This is a genomic window from Candidatus Margulisiibacteriota bacterium (genome assembly GCA_018822365.1).
In the GTDB taxonomy this organism is placed as follows: domain Bacteria; phylum Margulisbacteria; class WOR-1; order O2-12-FULL-45-9; family XYB2-FULL-48-7; genus XYB2-FULL-45-9.
In genome coordinates this window covers 1-23,857 of record JAHJKL010000086.1, presented here as the reverse complement: position 1 = coordinate 23,857, position 23,857 = coordinate 1, and the positions used below count along the sequence as shown (strand labels likewise).

At 50.9% G+C, this 23,857-nt stretch carries 20 protein-coding genes; 12 read left to right on the top strand and 8 right to left on the bottom strand.

Going from position 1 to position 23,857, the window contains the following annotated elements:
* Positions 1–10: 10 nt before the first annotated feature.
* The 3 genes from KKF06_08550 to KKF06_08540 form a co-directional block, all read right to left on the bottom strand.
* Positions 11–2,029 carry a HAMP domain-containing histidine kinase gene (locus KKF06_08550; protein MBU1617803.1) on the bottom strand — a complete coding sequence of 673 codons (2,019 nt, stop codon included), beginning with the start codon at positions 2,027–2,029 and terminating at the stop codon, positions 11–13.
* A 114-nt stretch (positions 2,030–2,143) separates the two neighbouring features.
* Positions 2,144–4,108, bottom strand: a complete 1,965-nt coding sequence (locus KKF06_08545) for a UTP--glucose-1-phosphate uridylyltransferase (GenBank protein MBU1617802.1) — start codon at positions 4,106–4,108, stop codon at positions 2,144–2,146.
* A 75-nt stretch (positions 4,109–4,183) separates the two neighbouring features.
* Positions 4,184–6,292, bottom strand: a complete 2,109-nt coding sequence (locus KKF06_08540) for a hypothetical protein (protein MBU1617801.1) — start codon at positions 6,290–6,292, stop codon at positions 4,184–4,186.
* A 123-nt stretch (positions 6,293–6,415) separates the two neighbouring features.
* Here KKF06_08540 and KKF06_08535 point away from each other — a divergent pair, with 123 nt between their 5' ends.
* The 9 genes from KKF06_08535 to mfd all read left to right on the top strand — a co-directional run bounded on the left by KKF06_08535 (position 6,416) and on the right by mfd (position 16,528).
* Positions 6,416–6,823, top strand: a complete 408-nt coding sequence (locus tag KKF06_08535) for a hypothetical protein (protein MBU1617800.1) — start codon at positions 6,416–6,418, stop codon at positions 6,821–6,823.
* A gap of 73 nt (positions 6,824–6,896) precedes the next feature.
* Positions 6,897–7,781: a hypothetical protein gene (locus tag KKF06_08530; GenBank protein MBU1617799.1), complete on the top strand. Its 885-nt coding sequence runs from the start codon at positions 6,897–6,899 to the stop codon at positions 7,779–7,781.
* 192 nt (positions 7,782–7,973) lie between these two features.
* On the top strand, positions 7,974–8,834 hold the full coding sequence (locus tag KKF06_08525; protein MBU1617798.1) for a sugar ABC transporter permease: 861 nt from the start codon (positions 7,974–7,976) through the stop codon (positions 8,832–8,834).
* Positions 8,834–9,703: a carbohydrate ABC transporter permease gene (locus tag KKF06_08520; protein MBU1617797.1), complete on the top strand. Its 870-nt coding sequence runs from the start codon at positions 8,834–8,836 to the stop codon at positions 9,701–9,703. Before KKF06_08525 ends, KKF06_08520 begins: the two co-directional genes overlap by 1 nt.
* A 10-nt stretch (positions 9,704–9,713) precedes the next feature.
* Positions 9,714–11,378 (top strand): hypothetical protein, encoded by a 1,665-nt coding sequence (locus KKF06_08515; GenBank protein ID MBU1617796.1) that lies wholly within the window; start codon positions 9,714–9,716, stop codon positions 11,376–11,378.
* 21 nt (positions 11,379–11,399) lie between these two features.
* Positions 11,400–12,128 (top strand): hypothetical protein, encoded by a 729-nt coding sequence (locus KKF06_08510; protein MBU1617795.1) that lies wholly within the window; start codon positions 11,400–11,402, stop codon positions 12,126–12,128.
* 2 nt (positions 12,129–12,130) lie between these two features.
* Positions 12,131–12,976 carry a hypothetical protein gene (locus tag KKF06_08505; GenBank protein ID MBU1617794.1) on the top strand — a complete coding sequence of 282 codons (846 nt, stop codon included), beginning with the start codon at positions 12,131–12,133 and terminating at the stop codon, positions 12,974–12,976.
* Between the two features lie 2 nt (positions 12,977–12,978).
* Positions 12,979–13,539, top strand: a complete 561-nt coding sequence (gene pth / locus KKF06_08500) for an aminoacyl-tRNA hydrolase (protein MBU1617793.1) — start codon at positions 12,979–12,981, stop codon at positions 13,537–13,539.
* On the top strand, positions 13,532–16,528 hold the full coding sequence (gene mfd, locus KKF06_08495) for a transcription-repair coupling factor (protein ID MBU1617792.1): 2,997 nt from the start codon (positions 13,532–13,534) through the stop codon (positions 16,526–16,528). The genes pth and mfd overlap by 8 nt, the downstream gene beginning before the upstream one ends.
* Here the strand turns inward: mfd and KKF06_08490 are convergent.
* The 4 genes from KKF06_08490 to KKF06_08475 all read right to left on the bottom strand — a co-directional run bounded on the left by KKF06_08490 (position 16,512) and on the right by KKF06_08475 (position 19,726).
* Positions 16,512–16,835: a hypothetical protein gene (locus tag KKF06_08490; GenBank protein MBU1617791.1), complete on the bottom strand. Its 324-nt coding sequence runs from the start codon at positions 16,833–16,835 to the stop codon at positions 16,512–16,514. The genes mfd and KKF06_08490 overlap by 17 nt on opposite strands.
* The gene (locus KKF06_08485) at positions 16,835–17,230 is read right to left on the bottom strand and encodes a hypothetical protein (GenBank protein MBU1617790.1); all 396 of its coding nucleotides are present in this window, start codon (positions 17,228–17,230) and stop codon (positions 16,835–16,837) included. The genes KKF06_08490 and KKF06_08485 overlap by 1 nt, the downstream gene beginning before the upstream one ends.
* Positions 17,230–17,508, bottom strand: a complete 279-nt coding sequence (locus KKF06_08480) for a hypothetical protein (GenBank protein MBU1617789.1) — start codon at positions 17,506–17,508, stop codon at positions 17,230–17,232. The genes KKF06_08485 and KKF06_08480 overlap by 1 nt, the downstream gene beginning before the upstream one ends.
* A gap of 109 nt (positions 17,509–17,617) precedes the next feature.
* Positions 17,618–19,726: a hypothetical protein gene (locus tag KKF06_08475; protein MBU1617788.1), complete on the bottom strand. Its 2,109-nt coding sequence runs from the start codon at positions 19,724–19,726 to the stop codon at positions 17,618–17,620.
* A gap of 99 nt (positions 19,727–19,825) precedes the next feature.
* On the opposite strand from KKF06_08475, the gene mazG reads away from it, so the two are divergent.
* Genes mazG through ftcD form a run of 3 tightly spaced genes read left to right on the top strand, consistent with a single transcriptional unit; the run spans position 19,826 to position 23,351 of the window.
* Entirely contained in the window at positions 19,826–20,650 is an 825-nt protein-coding gene (gene mazG / locus KKF06_08470) for a nucleoside triphosphate pyrophosphohydrolase (protein ID MBU1617787.1), read from the top strand.
* 36 nt (positions 20,651–20,686) lie between these two features.
* On the top strand, positions 20,687–22,480 hold the full coding sequence (gene ftsH, locus KKF06_08465; protein MBU1617786.1) for an ATP-dependent zinc metalloprotease FtsH: 1,794 nt from the start codon (positions 20,687–20,689) through the stop codon (positions 22,478–22,480).
* Entirely contained in the window at positions 22,473–23,351 is an 879-nt protein-coding gene (ftcD, locus tag KKF06_08460; GenBank protein ID MBU1617785.1) for a glutamate formimidoyltransferase, read from the top strand. Before ftsH ends, ftcD begins: the two co-directional genes overlap by 8 nt.
* Positions 23,352–23,353: 2 nt before the next feature.
* Here the strand turns inward: ftcD and KKF06_08455 are convergent, their stop codons facing one another.
* Positions 23,354–23,794 carry a hypothetical protein gene (locus KKF06_08455; protein MBU1617784.1) on the bottom strand — a complete coding sequence of 147 codons (441 nt, stop codon included), beginning with the start codon at positions 23,792–23,794 and terminating at the stop codon, positions 23,354–23,356.
* Positions 23,795–23,857 lie beyond the last annotated feature (63 nt).

The following is a 23,857-nucleotide window of genomic DNA, read 5'->3' as shown; positions in this document are numbered from 1 at the left end:
TTACCCCCGATCATGAATTAGCGTTAAAATTCCATTCTCTGTTCAGGGAGAGGAAAAGCTCGGTGTCGCTTTCGCCAATTTCCTGGTTGGAAGAACAGAAAGCATTGATCACCCGGCCCCCCTTTCGGCTGGGGAAGATCGCGACACGCGCTGATTTATAGCCGGAAGCAAAAAGGATTTTTGCGGTGAAATCATCCATGCCAAGCGCCAGCAGCCTCGCCGGCTCGATCTTTTCGTGGACCAGCATGACTTCGCCTGGCCAGAGATATTGATCAATGTAATGTCTAAGGAACATTGCCGGTTGGGGCTGTTCCACGCCGTATTTGTCGAGCAGGAATGACTCGTGGGTCGGAGCGGGCGGATGGAACCGGAGCTTGAAGCTGACTGCCCGATAGGCGGCGGCATTTGCCAGTGTTTGCGGGTTGAAGATAACGCTTAAAATGAAGCCGGGCTGTTTTAGCAGGCTGGTGTAGACCAGCTCGATAAAATTTGCCTGGGCTTCCAGCTCTTTGGCGGTCGGGAAAGGGATCAGCCGCGCCCGCAGGAGCGGTTCCAGTTCGGCGATCTCGGTTTCCGGCAGTTTTTCATCGTCCCTGCTCAATTCAAAAATGCGGCAGGCGGAGCCGTCGAGCTTGATGACCCTGGTCGGGATTGTTTTGACGTGTTCAAGCCCGAGTTGGTGCAAGACGTATTTAATGACATTTTCCCAATGGGCCCGGCCGACCGAGGCGGCATCGCCGGCGATGACCAGCTCTGTTCGGCGCGAAAAATTATTGATCGACAGATGGTGCCTGCCGGTCGCTAGATATTCTAAAAGCCGGCCGACCTGCCCGTCGACCTGCGCGACCAGTTCGGTGACGGTGCTTTCCCGAAGATGTTCCAGGGTCATGAACTCAAAGCATTGGCCGACGTATAGCCGGTGTTCCGGCTTGACCTGTTTTTTAACATCATCGATTTTTCTGGGGAGGTCAATGGAGGGAGAGGAGGGAAACCTGACCGATGATTGGCGGGGGAGGAGGACCGTGAACGTTGTCCCTTCCCCCGGCTGACTGGTAAAGGATAATTGCCCGTTATGGATATCTTCGATCACCTTTTTAGCTGTTGGCAGTCCCATTCCCGAACCGCTTTTTTTGGTGGTAAAGAAGACATCAAAGATCCTTGATTTATTCTCTTCCGGGATTCCGCAGCCGTTGTCCTGAATAACTATCTTGACCCAGCCTTCCAGAGCAACGTCATGGATGCTGATCGTGACCTGGCCGCTTGCCGGCCGCGCCGTCTGCACCGCGTGGACGGCGTTGTCAACCAGCGAAGCAAAAGCGTTGCGCAGCCCGCCTTCAACGCCAAGGATCTTGGCCGGCTCTCCGGTTAAACAAAGATTGAATTGGTTTTCAATATGCTGTTTCCTGGACTGAACGATCTCTTCCAGTATTTGTCTGATATCCAGAGGCTTGAATTCCGGCCGTCCGGAGCTGATGGCAAACGTTTCGGTGACCATTCGGAGCAGGGAATCGCATTCGGTGCCGATCGCCTGGCTTTTTTTAACTACCGCTTCCGGATCATTAGCCATTCTTCCGAGCAGAGCGGCAAGCGTTCTGATCGCCAGGATAGGGGTTTTGACCGCGTGCAGGGCGCCAAAGGCGTAAGCCCCCGCTTCAAGCAGAAGTTGTTCGTCGGCGGTCAGGGCGGAGCTGGCGACGTTCTCCTGGTCGGTTTGGAACAGGTAGCAAAGGATCTTGTGGCTTGAGGCGCGGACGATCTGCCCGGAAAAACGGGGGGTGTCGGCCGCTTCCCCAACCCTGATATTCCTAAAAACGATATTAAGGTCCCGGACCAGCAGCAGGTCGGCGGGAGAAATGACCTCATTGGTGGTGGCGGCAATGGTTGCCAGTAACTTTGAAAAATCAGCGCTGTCCAGGACCGATTGATCCAGTCGTTCAACGGGACCGCAGAAAAGCCTGGCAAACCGGTCATTCAATCCCTTTAACCTTCCCTGGTTGTCGAAAGTGGCGAAAGCGCTTTTTTTTAGCAAACTAAGGTCGCCAAAGGTTAAACATCTTCGCCGTCTCGAGATGGTTGACGGCGGGGGGGAAAGGCTTTTTTGGGTTTTACCTACTTGTACTACCATGTTGTTTTTGCTGTGGCATTACTCCCCCAGCAGTAGTTTCGCTAGGAAATCTGTAAGTTGGTTTGGCAGAACGGATTCTTTTTTGACGTATTCAACGCCTTCGTATCTTTGGGTTTGGAAAACGCTTAACCCTTTTGACGCTTCAACGCTTTCTTGTCCGCTCCAGAAAACGACCCGGGCTCCGTGGTTTCTGGCTTCCGGATTTTCTTTTAATCCTCTCAAAATGGAAACCCCGCCGGTCATTTCCTGTTGTTGATCTTCCGGTTCCAGGATTGAGTCAAGCATCACGAGGTCGAAATCCTGCTCCGCAAGCAAAGCTAGCGCCGTTTCCCTGGAACCGGCGGTGGTGACGCTTGTCCAGCCGTCGGACCTGAGCAGGTCGGCGGTGTTTTCGCGGAAGTTGTCGGAATCGTCAACGATCAGGACCCTGGTTGTCCCCTTGACCCGGTCGAGCAGGAGGTCGTGGTTATAACGGGTGATGTAAACAAAGAGCGATGCCGCCTGTCGGCGATGACCCCATTGTTTTACCGGGATGAACCGGTTGTCTCCGTCAATTGGACCGGTGGTTTCGGTAAAAGGGGCGAGCCGGCTGAATGGCTGTCCCACCTTGGTTGGAGGAAGTTCGTTTAGTCGGTCGGGAAGGAATCGAGGGACTTCTACAAAAGTAGTATCCATTATACCGGCAAGGTTCCAGAAATTGTGCTCATACTGGTAGAGCCCGCTGCGGACCTGGATTTGGTCGGGGAGGGAGGCGCCGGCGGGAATTGATTCGATGCCGTAGGTGGCGTTGGCGGTATTAAAAGGGAATGGCTTTTCCGGGTTCCTGGTTTGCTGCAGGACAGATTCGGCCAGGGCGTTCCCGTCAACGATTGTTGGCACGCCGTCAACTTTTAGAGCGACTCCCCCCTCGTCCCAGAAAAACTTGCTGCCGTCCGGGCGGATCCCGATCAGCGGCCTGGTCAGTTCGACCAGCATGCGAACGCTTGCCTCTTCTTCTTTGGCTGCGTAATGTCCAAGAATAATGCTGTATCCTCTGGTGCTGGTCCTGGCTCCCAGGTTGTCGATGTTTGATTGAAAAATCAGGCGAACATCACGTTGGGACAAAAAAGCATGAGGAGTCTGATCGTAGCGATGTCCGCGGATAAAAACCGGGTTTTCCCGGTAGGCCTGGACCAGCGCTCCGTGCCCGGACGTATAAAAAGCGATCTGGTCGTCTTGATTATTTCCGCCGTCCATATCGGCCATCAGGGCGATCCGCCCGTCCCGGCGGAACTTTGGGACATAAGCGGTATTTTCAAAAAGAGCGACTGAGTCGGGATCGAGCCCGAAATAATTGTGCTGTTTAAAATAATCTTCAAACGCCTGGCGCATTGTCGCGCTGACGAATAACAGCCAGGGAATAGGGCTTGCGGGCTGAAATCGTTGCTGGGTCAACAAATGATCGTGGGCCATGATCGATAAGTAGGTTTCGCTGGCCAGGGGGCCTTCGTCAGTTATTTCAATCAGTGCCTTTGGCCTTAAATCTCCGGGGTTTCTGAATCGGGCCGCTTCTCCGCCGGCCACGGTGATCCTGGCTAACCGGCCGCTCCGGATCAAAAGTTCCCCAAGCTGTTCGTGCTTTCCTTCGGCAGAAAGGGCGGTTAACGTCGGGATCTCGGCCTGGTCGATAAAAGAGACCTGTTCGGGGCGGATCTTGGTAGATCTTGGGTTGCCGACCAGTCCTCTGACGTCGTCCGTCGTATCCCAGGGAATTTTAGCCAGGTCTGCAAACCGCTGGGCCTGCCACTCTTCTGACATGCGGTGCCAGGGGGTTCCGTCGCGCCCCTGAAGAAGATATTCATAATCTGTCGGAAGATGAACGATCCTTTGTTCCTCGGATCTGTTCCAGATAACCTGATGAAGAGGGCGCCTGCCGTAACTGATCGCAGGGGTCCTTTTTGCCAGGGACGGTCTGGTTTGCCCAACCATTAGAATTGAACTCATCGTTTATCTCCTACTTTCTGTCTAAATATATATCGAATATTTTTTCTGATAATTTCACTTTCACGAAATAAGCGCTTAACCTCTTCTCGCTTGCTCAAAGTACTTGTTCATCAGGACCCGGCCGTTATAGCCGGCGATCGCCCGGGCCATTGATTCGATCCTGGCTCCCAGGCCGGGGGCGTGAGCGCCGCGCCTCGATTCAAAACGGAGCATATCTTCATGCAGACGCGAAGAGACTTTCTCAAAGGCCCCGATAAAGCCGTTGGCTAAAAGAAATCGGGAAAGTTTGACGATCGCTTCATTGTTCCACATGTCGTTGTGGAAGCTGGTATTTCCGGCAAAAGCGACCGGGCCAAAATTCAGGACGGTCGGGTACTGCCGCAGACAACCTGCTCCGCCGTCAAAAGTCCCCAAAATGTGGACGCCGTTCATGATCGCTTTTAAATAGCTGGGACCAAAAGCTTCCGTTCCCTGCGAGCGGTTATCAAATGGATTGGTGTTCCCTACCCAGCAGCCTCTCTTTGGTAATCCAGGGAAAATGAACCGGGCCCGGTCATAACTATATCCGTGGAGAAAATCAGTTTTAAACAGACCGCTTCCTTCATTGATCCTTTCCATTTGGGAAAGAAGGTTTTGCAGGGCGTCGATCGACTGGGTGTCGTCCTGGTGGGCTAACCCGCCAAAGAGCCAGAAGATCGGTCTTCCCAGTTCCCGGCCAATTGCGCTGTAGGTTTCGTGCTGGTTCAAGACAGCGGAAATAAGATTGATCTTATAGGCGGTTGCCCGGCGCAGGGAGGCAAAGATCAGGGCGTTTTCCGGAATTGCCACGCCAAAGCGTCGGTCAAGCCGTCCGTCGAGCAATCCCAACAAATGATTCTCTTGTGTATCGTATGCTTCAACCAGTTCTCGGCGAAAATCCAGGTTGCAGCTGAGCGAATCGATCGTTTCCCGCTGGCCAAGCATCCCTGGCTTGCGCCGCCAGCCGGGAACAAAACTGTCAAGGGTTAGGGCTGTGCCCATCCCAAGCCAGCTTTCGACGTCAAGGGTATCGGGGAATTCGGTCAGATCGGAGCTGTTAATTTCTGGAGGAAGCAGTTCTTTTGCCTGGTTGGAAAAAGCCCGCCGGGCCGCTCTTTCTTCCGCTTCCGTGACCATGGTATGGAGCGGCGAGACCGTGCCGATCATTTCGCTCAGGCGCATCTCTACATAGAGGGCGTTGGTCCGCTCAAATTGCTGCGACCCAAAGTAGCCGTACATCTCTTCGTGCTCTTTTGAATAATGGGCCAGGACCATGTCGCCGGTCGTGCGGGGAACGGTCCCGTTCTGCGGCGCGTGGATTGTCGCGGCGCAGAGCATCCGGGTCGCTTTTAAGGCCGCTTCCTGCGAACCGAATTTATCCAAAAAGTGCAGAAATAGATTGAATTTAAAGAGCGCGGTGTGCCCATCATGGCCGATAACCAGACTGGCCAAAGGCTTGTCCACTCCAATGATGCCGAGCTTTTGACAGAGGCGGAACCCTCCCTGGCCCAGCACCTGCATCTGGTCAAAGTTTTCCTGAGTATAAAAAGGAGGATAGAGTCGGTCGGTCACTCCGGGGACGCTTAAGCGGAGTGTAAGCAGGGAATTTCCACCATTGCGGAATCCGGTGTAAAGCCAGGTTTGGACCGGTACTTCTTTTTTGTGCAGGGTGACGGTGCTGACCTCGCCAAGCGGAAGATAATCCGGATCTCTTTCCGGTGCAACGGTATATTGTTCGGTGACCTGGCGGTTCCCGTTGAAAGACTGCCGCCTTCTTATTATGTGTAATGGAGCGAGGCAAACCAGCCCGTAATTATCCTGTTCGCCGTGCCGGGCTGCGGTCCAACCGATCGTTTCTTCAATAATCCCCAGGCCGCCGGCGCCGCCGATCGGTTTCTCTTCTTCGGATTGAAAAACGCGGATAACTTCGGAAAGGTCCAGTTGAGCCATGCCGGCAAGCGTCCTGGGCGCTTCTTTTCCGTGGAGCATGGATAATATTTCCGTCGGGTGAATGCCGCGAACGCTTTCCATTCCGACGTCTACACCGACCCGATGATGGGGGTTTTGTTTGATCAAACTTCGTTGATGGGTCAGCCATTGGGCAATATGACCGGCGGCCTCGTTCTTGGGAAGGGTGGAGGGACGAAAACTTGATCTTGTAGTCATGTTAACTCCTTTCAATGAATATGATTTCTGAAAGGATTTCGTAAGTAGTTCGAATAAATTTCACTTTATTTTGGTCGTTTCCCGATTCTTGGCAGAGGAATTTGATTGTGCTACAATTCAGGCATGACAAGTAAAAGGCCGATCTTCGCTGGTTTTGGCAAACCGGGCGAACAGGTCGCCGAAAAACAAGAGATCTATTATCTTTCCGGCAAGGGGACCGATCTTGGCTGTGTTCTGCTGGTCCAGGAAGAGATCAAAAACCCTTCACTGCTGGAACTGGAAGTTAAGGGGTATATAAAAAAAGAAGCCGCCTGGTCGCGTCTTCGGGTTGAAGTCTTCGATAAAGACAGTCAGGAGATCCCGGCTACCTCCTTTGAAGAAGAATATTTAATGGAAGGGCTCTCCCCAGATTTTTTCAAGCGCCTTGATTTCCCGATCCTCGGCATTGTTAAACGCCCATTCAAGGTCCAGGTGATGATCGTCGGGCCGTCGGAGACGAAGCTCGAGATCCGCAATGTCCATCTCCGCTAGGAGGGTGCGTTTTGTTTTTCTTGTTTTCCCCATTATCGCGGCATTGTTTTGCGCCTCTTGCGCCAGGCCAGAAGTGGCTAAACCTTTAACCCCGGTTTCAGGTAACTATTCCGGCTGTGCGATCGGCGCCTTTGTTAACGGGTTTGATAATATTTCTTCATTTCAATCTTTGATCGGCCGGGACCTGGCGGTTGTCCTCTGGTATGTGTCGTGGGAAGAGCCGTTTCCAAAAGCTGATGCCGATAAAGTTGATGCCAGCGGAAGCATCCCGTTGATCACCTGGGAGCCTTGGCTTAATAATTCCGCGGGAACCCTGGAGGCGATCGCTTCCGGCAGCTATGAGAGTTATGTTCGTTCTTTTCTGCAAGCGGCCAAAGATTGGGGGAAGCCTTTTTTTCTCCGCTTCGGCCACGAGATGAACGGCAACTGGTATTCCTGGGATGGGCTCCACAATGGCTCGGATACCGGCCCGGAGAAATATAAACTAGCCTGGCGATACATATATAATATAAAAAGATCATTAGGGGCTGACAATGTGACCATGGTCTGGTCCCCAAATCATGCTAACCTTCCGGCAGAGAGCTGGAACACGATCGCTGCTTATTATCCTGGGGACGAATATGTCGACTGGATGGGGATGGATGGCTACAATTGGGGGGGGGGCGACTGGCGGTCGTTCGACCTGGTTTTTAATGAAGTATATTCGACCCTGACCGCTCTTTCGGGCAAGCCGCTGATGATCGGCGAGTTCGCTTCGGCTGAAGATGGGGGGGATAAAGCGGCCTGGGTCACCGATGCCTTTAATAAAATTAAAAATAATTATCCGCGGATCAAGTTGTTTAATTGGTTTAACATCAACAAGGAGCGGGATTGGCGGGTCGACTCTTCTCCCCCCTCCGTCTCGGCCGCAAGAAACACCTTGCAAGACAGCTATTTTTTAGATAAAATGTTTCGCTAAGTGTGTTTTGCGCGGCATATTGATTTCAACTGAAATTAATCCCGGACTGTTGCGACAAAAGGTTAGGCTAATTCGGTCGGCCAAAGAAAGGTCTTGATCATTTTGAATTATAAAAGGAAGCAAAAAAGTCTTTGGACTAGAATAAAGCAAAACAAAATTGCCTACTATTTTATCGCCCCGACCGCCCTGGCGATGATCTTTCTCCACCTTGTCCCGATCCTGCAGGGTATTTATATGTCTTTCCTTGACCTGAACCAATTCACCCTTCAGCGCTATCTTCTGGCTCCGTTCGTTGGTCTTGGTAATTATTCCAAGGTCCTGATCGACCCAAACAGCCCGGTCAGGATCGGGATCTTTGAGGCGATCCGCAATACAGTTCTTTATACGATCCTGGTAACGCTGGGGACCCTTTCTACCGGTATGATCGTCGCGTTGATGCTCAACCGGAAATTTTTTGGCCGCGGCGCGGTTCGCACTTTCTTTCTCTTCCCCTGGATCATCCCGACTTACGTGACCGGACTGCTCTGGGGGATCATGTGGCTAAGAGAGGGGGGATTGATCAATGTCATGTTGGTCGATTGGCTCCATATTCTCCCCAGCAAGCCCTCCTGGCTGACCGGGCCAAACACTCTTTGGGCGATCGTGATCCCGACGATCTGGCGCTACTGGCCGCAGTCGATGCTGATGCTGCTGGCCGGGCTTCAGACGATACCGGAAGAGCTATACGAAGCGGCCGACATTGACGGCGCCGGGCCCTGGCGCAAGTTCTGGATGATCACCTGGCCGATGCTCCGTCCGGTCTGGTTCATCCTGATACTTTTTGGTTTGATCTATAACACTTATTCCTTTAACATAGTTATCATGATGTTTGGTTTCGGTGCCGGTTATCCGGGCGAGTGGGGAGACCTGATGATGACCAACATCTTCCGCAACTCGTTCCAGCTCTGGAACTTTGGGACCGGGGCGGCCGCTTCGGTCATCCTTTTGATCGTCATGGTCTGCATTGTCAATGTCTGGTTTAAATACTTCAAGCAGGCGGAGGAAATGCGCTAATGCCTTATTATTTGAAAAAAAGAATAACCGATATAATCATTAACATCTTAATGTTGATGTTCCTTGCTTTGACTCTTTTGCCGATCGGCTGGATGGTTTTTTCCTCGCTTAAAAGCTCGACCGATATCGCCATTGGCCGGGTCGGCCTTTCTCAAACGCTAGAGGGCAAGCCAAAGATCCAGTGGGAAAATTATGTTGATATGTGGAAGAACGTGAACTTTGGGCTCTACTTGAAAAACTCCCTTATTATCTGCGGCGCCACCATGGTGATCGCTATGCTCTTGTCAACTCTGGCTTCATACGGGCTTTCCCGGTTCAAGTTCCCGGGATCGGACCTTTTTAGCAATACTATCTTAGCTACTCAGATGATCCCGGCAATCATGTATTTGATCCCACTATATATAATGTTTGTGAAGTTTACGATCATGTCCGGGATCCCGGTTAAAGGGACATACTGGGGGTTGATCCTGATCTATGCTGCGTTCTTTACCCCATTTTCGATCTGGATCTTGCGCGGATTTTTCGCCTCAATACCAAAAGAACTGGAAGAGTCGGCCAGGATCGACGGTTGCTCGGCAATTCAGGTCTTTTGGTATATCGCCCTGCCGCTGGCGATCCCCGGGATCATCGCGACCGGTATTTATATCTTCCTGACCGCCTGGGATGAGCTGATGTTCGCCTGGGTCCTGACCAACGGCGATACCATGACTATTCCGGTCGGCATCCGTTTATTTGTCGGAAATTATCAGAACCGTTTTGACCTGATGATGGCGGCCGCGACCGTTGCGACCCTGCCGCTGGTCGTGCTATTCTTCTTTCTACAGAAATATATTGTTGCCGGTTTGACCGCCGGAGCGGTCAAAGGCTAGGAGGGAAACAATGAACAATTATAAATGTTCCTGGAAAGTATTGACCTTGATTATTGGCTTTTTTAGTCTGGCAATGGTTGTTTCCGCTTCCGCGCCGGTCGATAAAACCTGCCTGACCGAAAAACGAACCGTTTATACCGGGATCTTTCGCGAAGGGGCCCCCCGCAACATGAACTATATTAAACAATACGAAAAACAGGTCGGCAAAAAGCCGGGGATGATCATGTGGTACCAGGATTGGGAGCAGGCTTTTCCCAAAGAAGATTGCCAGAAAGTTGCTGAATACGGGGCGATCCCGCACATTGTTTGGGAGCCTTGGTACTGGGGCGATCATAACAAGGTTTCTTTAAAGGATATTATTGACGGTAAATGGGATGATTATATCCGCGATTGGGCCAAAGGTGTAAAAGAATTCGATCAGCCGATCATGCTCAGGATCGCCCACGAATTCAACATTGACGGCTATCCCTGGGGAGTAATTAATAACGAAAAAAACCCGGAAACATATACAAAAGCATACCGCCACATCGTAGATATATTCAAAAGGGAAAAAGCGGACAAAGCTAAGTTTATTTGGTGCTTTATGAATTATTCATATCCCAACGAAAGCTGGAATGATTGGGAAAAAGCCTACCCCGGCGATAAGTATGTTGACTGGATCGGGATCGACGGCTATAACTGGGGGACGACCCAGAGCTGGAGCGAATGGCAGGTTTTTAAATATCTTTTTAGGGAGCAGGCAAGAAAGAGCAGGATGCTTTGGCCGGACAAGCCGATTATGGTCGCCGAATTTGGCAGTGCTGAGCAGGGGGGGAACAAAGCGGCCTGGATCAGGGAGATCCCCAAATATTTGGCGACCAGTATGCGTGATATTGACGCCATTATCTGGTTTGACCTGAAGAAAGAGACCGATTGGCGGATCGGCTCGACCCCGCAGGCGCTAGCCGCATATCGTGACATTATGAAAGATCCGATCTTTGCCTCATCGGCGGCCGGATTGGCTAATTTAACGATCTCATCGGAAAAGAGCGTCCGTCGGGTCGCGTTCGCGCCGCAGGCAAAATGTCCGCTAACGATCGACGGCAATCTAAACGATTGGGATAAGACTTATCCGATCGTTATGAAGGACGCTTCATTTTTCAAGGAAGGGTTGGACTGGGGTGGGCCGGAAGACCTGTCAGGGAGCATTTTCTTGATGTGGGACGACCAAAATCTTTATCTGGCTGCGGAAGTGACTGACCGGCAGCCGCTGGTCAATAAGCGGGTTAATCAGGATGTTTGGAACGGCGACGCGATCGAGATGGTCCTGGGGACCGAATCGGCCGATCCGAAGCGCAATTCCTTCGGAAAGGGTGATTATCAGTTCGGGCTTAGCTCCGGCGACGGTAAAACGACAAAGCCGCAGATCTGGAATTGGCAACGCAGAAGAAGTCCGCGAGGAGGTGAAATCTCAGTCAGTAAAGCTTCAAAATTAAATGGATACGTCCTAGAGGCGAAAATTCCGCTGGACTTTTTTACCAACGGGTTCAAACCGGCCGCTGGCCGAAAAGTTGATTTTGATATCGCGCTTGATGACGCCGACTCGAGCGGTCAGCGCGAAAAACAATTGATCTGGAATGGAGATTTTTATTTCTACAAGGACCCCAGTGTTTGGGGGATATTGGAATTTAAATAACTTAGGAGGTTTATTTTTATTATGAAGCGTTCATTAGCGATTGTCAGTTTGTTGTCGTTAACCATCTTGTGCGGTTCGGTCATTGCGATGGGTGGACCAAAGCCTGAGGAGTCAAAGGCCCCGGAAAAGCAAGCCGGGGTTGAAAGACCGGCCGCCTTCGCGGAGAAAGTCTTCTTGATCGATGATTATGAATCGGGGAGCTTAAAATTTCCGCGTGATTGGTGGGTGTTTGACGTTAAGGCTGACGTTGTTTCAACCGATACTTTGAAAGACGGAGAGGCCCTGGAGGTCGGCTTGAAATCTCTTTCTCTGGCTGGTTCGGCCAGCAATTTTTACGTTGGGGGGATCGGCTCATATCTGGCTAAAGAAGGGCAGGACCTGTCCAAATATAATTCCGTCCAGATCGACATTTACGGCCTGGGCCCCGATTCCGGCTCTTTGAAGATCGAGCTTTATGATGACGACAACGGCAACTGGCAGATAGAACAGGACAAGACCAATAATTACGTTCCTTTCTACGACGATAAATGGACCAATGAGATCAAGGTTGATTGGAGCGGCTGGCGGCGGGTTGTTGTTCCGCTGGCCGATTTTGTTGATGAAAACCCGGCTATCGGCGATGACATCTGGAATCCCCAGCAAATGAGCAATTCCGGAGGGCTTCTGCAGTTGCAGCTTATTTGCATTGCGACCAAATCAAAAGGGAAGGTCGGTTTTGACCTTGATAATGTCGCGTTGATCGTTGAGTAAGGATGAGAGTTTTATTAGTTAGCATCGCGGCTGGGCTTATTTTTATAAGCTCAGCCGCTGCTTCTATCAAGCCATTCGCCGAGCTTTGGAACGATCTGGCGTATTACACGACCAATATTGAACAACAGGATTTTTCTTCCCTTCTTCTCCGCTACGAAGGGAAGCTTGGTTTCAATATCGGTGAATCACCTTTTGACCTATACGCCGTTTATTACGGGACCGCTTCGCAAAATAGCGATTATTGGGACAACTCATTGTTTTACGGTTTGGGCGCAAGGTTTAAACCTTTTTTTGATTATAAGCCCCGCGATTGGACCAACGAATGGCTGCCCGATGTTAAAATATTTGCCGAGTCCCTTTCGTCTTCATATCAAAAAAATGCCGGAGTGGCGGAAGCGGCCGGGCTCCCCAAGAACGATACCCGTTACGGTGTAGAAGTCTGGCATGTTTGGAACCTTGACCAGCCGAACCTCAACGACTATTGGAGTGAGATCTGGGCAAACCTGTCTTTTAGGACGACCAGCTTTACCGTCAGCGATTATAACGACTGGCTCTTTTTCTTCCAGCCGAGGATCGGCCGCCACCTTGGCCGGGGGATCGAACCGTATATCAAGGCCGATCTGACCTATTCCAACAAAAACTATTATTGGCAGAATGTCGCTGATTATGGGGTGGGGATAAGGTTCGAACCCTGGCGCAACACCGCCGATAACGAATCACTGCTAAAAAAGGTCAAGCTTTTTATTGAAATCCTTGGGGTTTCTTATTTAAAAGATAAGCCAGCTGCAGCCCAGCAAACCGTTTCGTCTGATCTTAGGTTCGGGATCGACATGTCGATCGGGAGATAAAGATGTTCTTGATCGTTGGGTTGGGAAACCCGGGAGAGGAATACGCCCGGACCCGTCATAATCTTGGTTTTATGGTCGTTGAAGAAATAGCGGCCAGGCTGAAAATATCCTCTTTTAAAACAAAACACCGCTCTTTTGTGGCCGATGGTCAGATCGGTGACCACAAAGTCGTTCTGGCCCAGCCGCAGACTTACATGAACAACTCCGGTCAGGCGGCGCAGGAGCTCCTTGCCTGGCATAAGATCCCTCCGACCAGGATGATCGTTATTTATGACGATGTTGATCTTGAGGCCGGGATGGTCCGGGTCAGAGAGAGCGGTTCTGCCGGCGGTCATCATGGGATCGAATCGGTCATGAGCTCATTGAATTCGGGCTCGTTCATCAGGGTGAGGGTTGGGATCGGCCGGCCGACCATTAGTGGAGACGTGGCCTCTTACGTCCTCGGGCAGATCACTAAAGATCAGCAGGAACTGCTGGCTTTGGCGGTCGAGGCGGCCGCCGACGCGGTCTTTGAGATCATCAGTCATGGTCCGGCTTCCGCGATGAACAAATTTAATGCTTGACGAAGTTTTAGCCGCGATCGCCGGGAGCGATCTTTTCCGACGGCAGGTTGCCCGCCTCAAGAAAGATGAAAGAACCAGTTTTTCCAGTTTGCCCGGCGCCGCGTTTGCCGCTGTCACGGCCGCGCTGGCCCGGGAATTTCCGGTGGTGCTGGTTGTCACTTCGACGATCGAAAAAGCGGAGAGCCTGCGCCAGGAGATAGACCTTTTTGCCGGCAAAAATACTCTCCTTTTCGCTCCCCCGGAGCTTTTTCACGCTGATAATTTTTCCGAGACCGCCGGGGAGCGCCTGGCGGTCTTAAACGAACTGAGCAAGCACCGACGGTTGACCGTTGTTTCCCCTGTTCGGGGGGCGCTCTCCAATTGCCAGCCACCCAAAAGTCTCCAGGCTCTGGATATTCCGGTCGGAGGAGAGATCGAAAGAGAATCTTTGCTGAAAAAACTGGTCGATTTCGGCTACCGCCGGTTTGATATTGTCGGCGAGCGGGGAGAATTCAGTGTCCGCGGCGGAATTGTCGACATATATCCAGTCAATCAGGAGAGGGCGATCCGTTTTGAATTTGCCGGGGATACCGTAGAATCGATCCGCCAATTTGACCCATATTCCCAGCGCTCGACTGAAAAACTGGCTGCCGCGTCGATCCTGCCGGCCAGGGAGAGCGCTTCGGTCCAGTTTTATAAGGCGCTGCCGGCCGGCTCGCTCGTTGTTTTGGCGGAAAGGATGGAAGTGGTCCGGGCCGTCGGAGAAATTGAAGGGGCCTCATTCAAAGAGCTGGAAGCAGCGGCCAGGGCGGAGCTTTCGGGTTTTGCTCTGCCTGGGGAAGAAGGGCTCTTTCGTAAGGTAGATAGTTTTTTTGGCCGCCTGGCGGAGGTCCCCAAAGAGGCGGTATTGGTTAGCCGACATCCCCACCGTTTGCGGGAAGAGCTTCCGGGAAAAGCGGTTGTTGCCGGAAAAATTGACGGTGGGTTCGAGATCAACGGGTTGCCGGTACTTTCCGATAAAGAACTGTTTGGCGAGCGCCATTTAACCAGAAAAAAAGCCGCTATTGTCAAAGAGGGGGTGGCTGACGAGCTCCTCTCCGACCTTAAATATGGCGATTACGTTGTTCACGAAAACTATGGGATCGGGGTCTACCGGGGCATGAAGAAGATGGAGTTTGACGGCGCGACCCAGGAATACCTGCTGATAGAGTTCTCCAGCGGCGACCTCCTTTATGTCCCGCCGACCATGATCGGCCTGGTGGAAAAATATTCCGGCAGCGGCGACGCCAGGCCCCGTCTTTCCCGCCTGGGGAGCAAGGAGTGGATCAAGACCAGGAGCCGGGTCAAAAAAGCACTGCGCGATATGACCCAGGAGCTGACCGTCCTCTATGCCGCCCGGGAAAAATTTCCGGGCATCGCTTTCCCGCCGGACGACATCTGGCAGAAAGAGCTGGCGGCAACTTTTTCCTATGAAGAGACCCCGGACCAGGCCAAAGCGATCAGCGCCGTTAAAAATGACATGGAGGTTGCCCGGCCGATGGACCGCCTGGTCTGCGGCGATGTCGGCTATGGCAAGACCGAGGTCGCGATCCGGGCGGCGGCCAAAGCGGCCAGTGCCGGCAAGCAGGTGGCTATTCTGGCCCCGACAACGATCCTGGTTGAGCAGCATTTTAATAATTTCAAAGAACGGTTTAAAAACCTTCCATATGTCGTCGAGATGCTTTCGCGTTTCCGCTCACCCCGCGAACAAAAAGAGGTAGCCAGGGCCCTGGAATTTGGGGGAGTCGATATTGTTATCGGGACCCACCGGCTCCTTTCTAAAGACATCAAATTCAAAGACCTGGGGCTGCTGATCGTCGATGAAGAACAGCGCTTCGGGGTTGCCCACAAAGAGAAATTAAAACAGCTCAAGAAAAGTGTGGATGTCTTGACCCTTTCGGCGACCCCGATCCCGCGGACGCTTTACTTTTCGCTGGCCGGCTTGCGGGAGATCAGCTTGATCACGACGCCGCCGGTTGACCGCTCGCCGATCAGGACCTACATTTTGCCGTATTCCGACCAGGTCTTAAGTGAAGCGGTCAGGAGGGAGATCGATCGGGGGGGGCAGGTTTATTTTGTCCACAACACTGTCGATAAAATTACCGGCTTGGCCAACAGATTGAAAAAATTGCTCCCCACCGCCCGGGTGGCGGTCGGCCATGGCCAGATGGATGAAAAACGGCTGGAAAAAACGATGCAGGAATTTATGGAGCGCAAATATGATGTCCTGGTCTGCACATCGATAATCGAATCGGGGTTGGACATACCGAATGTCAACACGATCGTGATCGACAATGCCGACCGTTTTGGCCTCTCCCAGCTCTATCAGATCCGCGGCCGGGTCGGGCGCTCACCGGTCCGGGCTTACGCGTATCTTTTTTATCATCCGGAGCGGTCCTTAAGCGAACACGCGCTTGAAAGGTTGAAAGCGATACAGGAATTTACCGCCCTGGGTTCCGGCTACAAGCTGGCGATGCGTGACCTGGAGATCCGAGGTTCGGGGAATCTGCTGGGAGCGGAGCAATCAGGGCATATCTACGAGGTCGGGTTTGACCTGTATTGCGAGCTTTTAGAGGAGGCGGTCAGGGAGGCGAAAGGGGAAAAGGTCGTCGCGCCGCGCGAGGTGGAGATTGACTTAAAGCTGGAAGCTTCGATCCCTCCGGAATATGTGACCGACGACCGCCAGCGGATCGCTCTTTACCGGCGCTTAAATATGATCACCACGCTGGAAGGGGTAGAAGAGATCAGGAAAGAGTTCAAAGACCGTTTTGGGCCGGTCCCACCCCCTTTAGAAACGCTTATACGAGTTATGCGGCTCAAGGTTAAGGCATTGAGTAGCGGAGTAGCGAGTGTTAAAGCGGTGGGGAATTTGATCAGGGTGGAGTGGCTGAATAAAAAGGTTAAAGTATTTAAAAATACCGGGAAAGATATTGTTGCTATAGCCGAGAAAGCGCTTACTGCCGGGAATTAATGTACTGCTGAACGATCCGTTGGTCGTTAATGATGACCAGCGGCTTCCCTTTAGGGCTCTTGATGATCAGTTTGTCGGTGGAGACTTCAACGTTGCCGATTCCCGAGTCCTGACGCGAGGTCTGGGTCAGGTAATTCAAAACAAGCAGCTTCAGGATCTCCGGGTTGAGCTTGTCGCCAAGAAAAACCTTGGGCTCGATCACAAATTCCGTGTGCTTGGCGGCAATGACCGAGGCCTGGCCGCTCTGCCGCCAGAATTCTTTCAACGATTCCTCAAGTTTTTCCAGGGCGCTTTTTTCTTCAGACATTAGGCTTGTCCTCCAGTTTGTAATGCCGCTCTTTCTCTCACAAGTTGCACAGCCAGGGGCCTGAATTGCGGGGCAAGGGTGGCGAGCGCTTCCAGGTCAGAGGCGCCGGGAGCGAGCGAGAAGGCTGGTTGATAGGTCGCCGGTTCGTTGTTTATGTCCGGGTGAAGGTTGAGCGGTGTCTTGGTAATAGGGGCCTGAACTGTCGCCTGGGCGGTTTTTTCTTCGGTTGGGGCCGGTCTGGTTGAGAAGCCATTCTGGGCCTGGTTAAGACGGCTTCGAACGTCATAAACAAGCCGATTTAATTCGGTTGAGGTCAGGTTGATATGAGGCGTTCCCCCCGTTTGTCTTTGGGGCTGGTCAACCTGTCCTACTCTGCCTGGTGTGATTGGTACCATTATTTTCTCCACGCTAAGAGGCCGCTCTTTAGATCAGTTTTGATCGCGGCGGCCAAATAGGGCAATTCTCCCGGCTTCAGGTTGTGTTTGTCGACGAAATATTCAATTACCGCTTTGGCTTTTTCCTTGGGGTCAAGCAGTGACTGGTCGTTCTTAATGACCGGTTCACCGTCGATCCGGAGCAAGCCTAAAATGTCGATGACTTCCATCGACGATTTTAGACCCAAAGCCTGAAGATTTGGGCCGCTTTTTTTCTCTTCTTGCACGTTGTTTGTCATATTTTGTTTGCTTGTCCGTTCACTTATTTATCGTTTTTAATGGGTAAAAACTTGCATGGGGGGAGGGGAAAAGGACGAGGCAAAGGAGGAACCAAAAGAAAGCTTGTTATTATTGGCTTGGTTGAGCCAAATTATTGAGCATCGAAGCCCAGGAATTATAGGTTTCCGGCGGCAAGCATATTTTAGCATAAGGATTGGAAAAAGCTGTCCTTATTAGTCCGGCAAGCGGTTTTAAAATGTTTATATAGGCATATATATTTTCAGTCAGTTGGCCCTCTGATAAATATTCTCTAAGAGATTGATTTCCAACCGAATTTTTTACCAGGACATTTTCTATAACTTTTACCGCGGCCAAAAAGTTGTTTTTATTCTGGGCTTGAATCGCGGCCTCAATTGCCGCCATTTCCTGGGCGGATAAAATATCAATCCCTATCGGGCTTGATCGATAGACGGGGTTAGTTGGGCTTGTTTGAACAGGCTTATGATTATTTGTTTCTGTTGGGGTGCTAATACTTATTAAATTAGATAATAGATCGAGCGCTTCCGTAAAGTCTTCTTGTGAAAAAGCGACATTAAGGAGGATAGTTAACTTTTCATTTGTAAGTTCATTTATTCGCGCGGCTCCAGCTGAAGTACCAAAAAGGGAATGAGTTGCTTCTTTTCTAACCACCAGAAGATCATGCCGGCTGGTAGCTTTGGCTAGGGATTGAAAATTTGCACTAAGATATCTGTCTTTGTCATGCTCGAAAAAATATTTAAAAAGTTGGTCGTATTTAAATAAAGTATTTGTAAGTTCTTGAGAAACGATCAGGGCTTCAGCCGGGTCAGTTTCTAACAGAGCTTGTGCTTGTTTAACAGCTTCTCGATGGCTAGCCAATTCCCGATTGGTCTGTTCCGTAAAAGCTTTAAGCCGAGCTTGGTTGCTGCTGAATAAAAAACTTGTTTCCGAAGGGGGGCATGACGAAAAAACAAACCCATTTGAGCGATCGCTGTTGTTCTCTTCTTTTTCGAAAATAACGAAGTGAGAGCCAGTTTCAGAACAAGAGCCAACTGTTTGGCCGTATTCAGCAGCACTGTCCGCGAAATCACTACTGATCAAGTCAGCATGATGGTGGAGAAATAGTAATGCTCCGGTGGCCAGCAGACGCGCCTCCCATCTTCCCAATAAAAACTCAGACTGCTGGTTATTTTGTATTCTTCGTACGCTATCTATAGTTGCCCGGATCGAATGCAGAGAATCCGGTTGATAGCGCGGCAGTTGATGGGAGATTTTTCCAAGCGATAACGAAGAAGTCGCAAAATGACTCCTGACGGCATCCATAAGAAGGTCTTTCCAGGTTGAATGGAGAGGGCGTGGAAGCGGGTCTGGTTTTCTGAGCTCGGTTTTTTGGGCGGCTCCTTCCTGGGTGGAAAAAAGCAGGTAGCGCGGGTCGTAAACCGGCGCGTGAAATGGTTCCGCAATTGTCCGTTTGGTAGGGCAGAAGACCTGATTCGTGTGCCGACTAAATAATACTGGCTCAATATGGTCCTCATAAACCGCCACGGCTAATCGCCATTGACCGATCTCGGTTCGGGGATAAATACATTCTCCCAAAGAAAGGAGGAGTTTTGTCCGCGAGTAGCAATTGCCTTGCCCGGTTTCTAGCAGAGAAAAAAGGTCTCCATTGCGAAGATTATAGGGTTGTTTGTTGATAAGATCGTAAGCGGCCTGGAAACGGGTGAATTGGTTGGGCTCAAGGCGAAGTGCCGCGATCAGTTTTTTTGCTACATTCTTTAATTGCGACTCCCATCTGGTGATATTGCTAAGAAGCTGGTCGGGTTGGCTTGTAATGTCTCCCTTTTTAACGGCTTGAAAAACTTCCGCCAATAATATGGTCCTTTCATAGTCGAACCCGTCCTCGTGTTTATAGTCGGCAATAGCCTTGTTGATCGTGGTTGTGATTTCAGCTCGCAATTTATCAACCTTAGCTTGGTAGGGGGCAAGCCTTTCTTGAATGAAACTTCGTTTGTCTTTTAAATAATCGATCGCCAAATTGGCAGAATAGAGAAAAACAGCAGCGGCTGTTAGGCCGATCGTGCCATAGCTTTTTATAAGTTGAATAGCGGTATCATGGCAGGCGTATACCAATGAGGTCGCGGCGGCAATAGTCATACCGACCGCGGGACGTTTTAATTGGATAATTCCTGGCCCGTTTAATACGGCTCTGGTTATTTTCATAAATAATGCCAAATAATGGCATACGTTTATTTATCGGATCTATAAAGGGGTGGACTTGCATAGTTTTTCAATTAGTGGGAGGGTGTATAATAACATGTTATGAGCAAGACCGGCCAATCATTTGAAGAACTTGTGAAAGTTGTGGCTATTCTACGGCAAAAATGCCCCTGGGATAGGGAGCAGACTTTTGAGTCGCTGAAACCATATCTAATAGAAGAAGTCTACGAGGCGATTGAGGCGATCGACCATAAAGATTTTGACCACCTATGTGAAGAGCTGGGAGACATGCTGCTTCATGTGGTTATGCTTGCAGTATTTGCCAGCCAAAAGCGTAAATTTGACATTAACCAGGTTGTTAAAGTGATTACCGAAAAGATGATACGCCGCCACCCCCATGTTTTTGGGAAGGCCAAGGCGAAGGATAAGGCAGAGGTCTGGAAGCGGTGGGAGAAGATTAAGAGAGGGGAGAGAGGCAAAGGCGAAGGCCAAGGCAAAGGCCAAGGCAAAGGCAAAGGCGGGATGATGGCAAGTATTCCGAAATCGCTTCCTGCTCTAATTCGGGCGGATAAGGTCCAGAAGAAGGCGGCCCGGGTTGGTTTTGACTGGGACGATGTGGCCGGCGCCTGGGAAAAGGTGGACGAAGAGCGAGCCGAGATCGCGGAATTGCTTAGCAAAAGCGGGAAAGCGGTAAGCGGTAGGCAAAAAGGCAATAAAATGAAACTTCAAGAAGAGATCGGGGACCTTCTTTTTTCCGTCGCCAATGTCGCCCGCAAATTGGAGATCGATCCGGAAGACGCCCTCCAGCGAGCGAACAAAAAATTTATCAACCGTTTTAGCATGATCGAAGACGATCTGGCCGCGCGCCAAATGACCCTGGCTGAGATGGATTCCCTCTGGAATAAGGTCAAGGCTGCGGAAAAATAACCGAATTGGCGACGGTTTTATGATATAATATCTTCTATGAAGGCTAATTGGCGCGTTATTGCGACATATTTGGTTGTTTTCCTGTTGGGAGCGGCGATAATTGCCCCTCTTTTCAGCACGGAAAAAAAAGTTGCGGAACTGCCGTTTTCCAGTTTTTTAGATAGCGCGGATCAAGGGAAGCTAAGCCAGGTAACGATCTCTGGCGATGTGATCACCGGTGAGTTGAAAGATAAGACCAGCTTTCGCACCCATGCCCTCAATTACCCAAATCTTGTCCCGATGCTCCGTGAAAAAGGGGTTTCCATTAAGGTTGAATCACCGGTCGAATCAAGCTGGGCTTGGAACCTGGCGATTCAGCTCCTTTTTCCGATCGTCTTCTTCTTTTTTCTCTGGTGGCTGATTATGCGGCAGGCGCAGGGGGCCAATAGCCAGGCGATGTCTTTTGGCCGGGCAAATGCCAAGCAGCAATCAGGGAAGGTAACGGTTACCTTTGCCGATGTTGCCGGGGTTGATGAGGCGAAAGAAGAGCTCAAAGAAATCGTTGATTTTCTCAAGAATCCCGCCAAATATCAGGCATTAGGGGCAAAGATACCCAAAGGGCTTCTGTTAATGGGACCTCCGGGAACCGGAAAGACTCTTTTAGCCAGGGCAATTGCCGGAGAAGCCGGGGTCCCTTTCTTTTCGATCTCGGGATCAGACTTTGTCGAGATGTTTGTCGGGGTAGGTGCTTCCCGGGTCCGTTCAGTCTTCGAACAAGCCAAAAAACAGACCCCCTCGATTATTTTCATGGACGAAATTGACGCAGTAGGCCGCCATCGCGGCGCCGGACTTGGCGGCGGGCATGATGAGCGGGAACAAACCCTCAACCAGTTGCTGGTCGAAATGGATGGCTTTGATCCAAAAGCAAATACTATTGTTATTGCCGCGACCAACCGGCCGGATATTCTTGATCCGGCACTGTTGCGTCCCGGCCGCTTTGACCGCCGGATCGTGCTGGACAAGCCCGACCTGAAAGGTCGCGAAGATATATTAAAGATCCATGCCAAAGGAAAGCCGTTTGCCAATGATGTTGAATTGTCGATCATTGCCAGGCGGACTCCGGGGTTCTCCGGCGCCGATTTGGAGAATGTTTTAAATGAAGCGGCAATCCTGGCCGCGCGGACCGATAAAAAAGAGGTTGGGAATGAGGAGGTTGAAGAAGCGGTCGATCGGGTGATCGCCGGGCCGGAAAAAAAGAGCAAAGTTATTTCCGACAACGAAAAATCAAGGGTCGCCTATCATGAGGTTGGCCATGCTGTCCTTTCCCAGATCTTAAAAAACACAGACAAAGTCCACAAGATCTCGATCTTGCCGCGCGGCATGGCCCTGGGTTATACCCTGCAACTTCCGCTTGAAGACAAATACCTGGTGACCCGTTCGCAAGCGGTTGAAGAGATCACTGTTTTACTGGGCGGGCGGGTGGCCGAAGAGATGATCTTCAACGAACCAAGCTCTGGCGCCCACAACGACCTGGAACGATCGACCGATCTGGCCAAACGGATGGTGACCGAATTCGGCATGAGCAAGCTTGGCCCCCGGACCTTTGGCCGCAAAGACCGGCAGATCTTTTTGGGTCGCGACATTGCCGAGATGAAGGATTATTCAGAGCAGACCGCCGATGAAATAGATCATGAAATCGAGAGGATTATTTCCGAATGCCACGATCGGGCGAGAGCGCTTCTCTTAAAGAACCGGGTCAAGGTTGAAGAGATGGCCAAACTGCTTATCGAAAAAGAGACCCTGGAGAACAGCACCCTGGAGGAGGCGCTCAAAGGGCTGCAGGGTGACTAAACTTATCGAATGCGTCCCCAATTTTTCTGAAGGGGTCGATAGCGGGATTATTGAAGAAATAGTTTCTGCTATTAGGTCTGCCAAGGTAAGAGACCTCCACTCCGATCCCGATCACAATCGCTCCGTTGTTACGATGTGGGGGGAGCCGCAAGTGATCAAGCAGGCTGCTTTTGAGCTGACCGAGAAAGCGATCCAACTTTTAGATATCCGCGAGCATGCCGGCGTCCACCCATATATCGGAGCAGTAGACGTTATTCCCTTTATACCTCTGAAGGATTGCTCAATGGCAGAAACAGTTGCCCTGGCCAGGGAGTTAGGAAAAGAATTATGGGAAAAATTAAAGCTTCCGGTCTTTTTCTACGGAGAAGCCGCGCGGGTTAAAGAACGCCGTGATCTCCCAATGGTCCGTAAAGGGGGCTACCGAGCCCTTAAACAAGAGATTAATACTCCCCGGCGCTGTCCTGACGTTGGGACAGGTTTGCACGCAAGCGCCGGCGCGGTAGCGGTTGGCGCGCGAGAGTTCCTGATCGCCTTTAACGTTAACTTGAAAGGCCGAGAACTCGATCTAGCCCAATCGATTGCCAAGAACATCAGGGAGAAAAACGGCGGTCTGCCTGGAGTTAGAGCGCTTGGTTTAGAGCTACCCAGCCGCGGCTTGACCCAGGTCTCGGTGAATATCGTCGATCATCAAAAAACCTCGCTCAAAAAGCTCTTTGATGAGATCAATAAATGGGCGAAAGAATATGAAGTCGAGATCGAAGGCTCGGAACTGGTCGGAATGATCCCGGCGAGCGCTTGTTTTGAGGGGATGAAAGAGTATTTACATCTTCCTTGTTTAAAGGAAGAGATGATTATTGACCGTTGCTTGTAAAGCTACTTCTTTTCCGGATGGTAATAAACCCGGTGCGAGTTTGGTAATTCCTCGATCTTAACAACAGTTCCGGATAATTCCGAATCATCGGCCGGTGGCTGGATTGGTGAAGGATGGCCAAAAGAAATATCAGGTTTGTTTTTAATTGGCGGGAAAGATAGCGTTTGGCCATCGAGCAGTTTCAGTCCGCACACTGCTATCTCCCGCATGCTTTGGTCATATTCATCCCTGACCTGGGTCAGGATGTCGTATTTTATGGCATTTCTAGCTTCCGTGGTGAAAGAGCGGGGCTTATCTGCTAAATATACGACCAAGTGTAGCAGTTCGTTTCTGGTTAATCTTCCGGCGTGGGTTTTTTGGGTCAACGCGCCTATGTTTGGTCGTATTAAACAATAGATTTGCTTTTTGACGGTCGAGATTGTAGCATTTCCTATCCTGATCATAATCAATTCCTTTCACTTGAACTACAGGATTATCCAATAAAATATGCCGGAATTTCAGGTCTT

Bases quoted from the DNA above. Each gene is read 5' to 3' on its own strand.
- KKF06_08545 (MBU1617802.1), bottom strand. From the start codon at position 4,108: ATGAGTTCAATTCTAATGGTTGGGCAAACCAGACCGTCCCTGGCAAAA.
- KKF06_08540 (MBU1617801.1), bottom strand. From the start codon at position 6,292: ATGACTACAAGATCAAGTTTTCGTCCCTCCACCCTTCCCAAGAACGAG.
- KKF06_08535 (MBU1617800.1), top strand. From the start codon at position 6,416: ATGACAAGTAAAAGGCCGATCTTCGCTGGTTTTGGCAAACCGGGCGAA.
- KKF06_08525 (MBU1617798.1), top strand. From the start codon at position 7,974: ATGATCTTTCTCCACCTTGTCCCGATCCTGCAGGGTATTTATATGTCT.
- KKF06_08520 (MBU1617797.1), top strand. From the start codon at position 8,834: ATGCCTTATTATTTGAAAAAAAGAATAACCGATATAATCATTAACATC.
- KKF06_08515 (MBU1617796.1), top strand. From the start codon at position 9,714: ATGAACAATTATAAATGTTCCTGGAAAGTATTGACCTTGATTATTGGC.
- KKF06_08510 (MBU1617795.1), top strand. From the start codon at position 11,400: ATGAAGCGTTCATTAGCGATTGTCAGTTTGTTGTCGTTAACCATCTTG.
- KKF06_08505 (MBU1617794.1), top strand. From the start codon at position 12,131: ATGAGAGTTTTATTAGTTAGCATCGCGGCTGGGCTTATTTTTATAAGC.
- pth (MBU1617793.1), top strand. From the start codon at position 12,979: ATGTTCTTGATCGTTGGGTTGGGAAACCCGGGAGAGGAATACGCCCGG.
- mfd (MBU1617792.1), top strand. From the start codon at position 13,532: ATGCTTGACGAAGTTTTAGCCGCGATCGCCGGGAGCGATCTTTTCCGA.
- KKF06_08490 (MBU1617791.1), bottom strand. From the start codon at position 16,835: ATGTCTGAAGAAAAAAGCGCCCTGGAAAAACTTGAGGAATCGTTGAAA.
- KKF06_08485 (MBU1617790.1), bottom strand. From the start codon at position 17,230: ATGGTACCAATCACACCAGGCAGAGTAGGACAGGTTGACCAGCCCCAA.
- KKF06_08480 (MBU1617789.1), bottom strand. From the start codon at position 17,508: ATGACAAACAACGTGCAAGAAGAGAAAAAAAGCGGCCCAAATCTTCAG.
- KKF06_08475 (MBU1617788.1), bottom strand. From the start codon at position 19,726: ATGAAAATAACCAGAGCCGTATTAAACGGGCCAGGAATTATCCAATTA.
- mazG (MBU1617787.1), top strand. From the start codon at position 19,826: ATGAGCAAGACCGGCCAATCATTTGAAGAACTTGTGAAAGTTGTGGCT.
- ftsH (MBU1617786.1), top strand. From the start codon at position 20,687: ATGAAGGCTAATTGGCGCGTTATTGCGACATATTTGGTTGTTTTCCTG.
- KKF06_08455 (MBU1617784.1), bottom strand. From the start codon at position 23,794: ATGATCAGGATAGGAAATGCTACAATCTCGACCGTCAAAAAGCAAATC.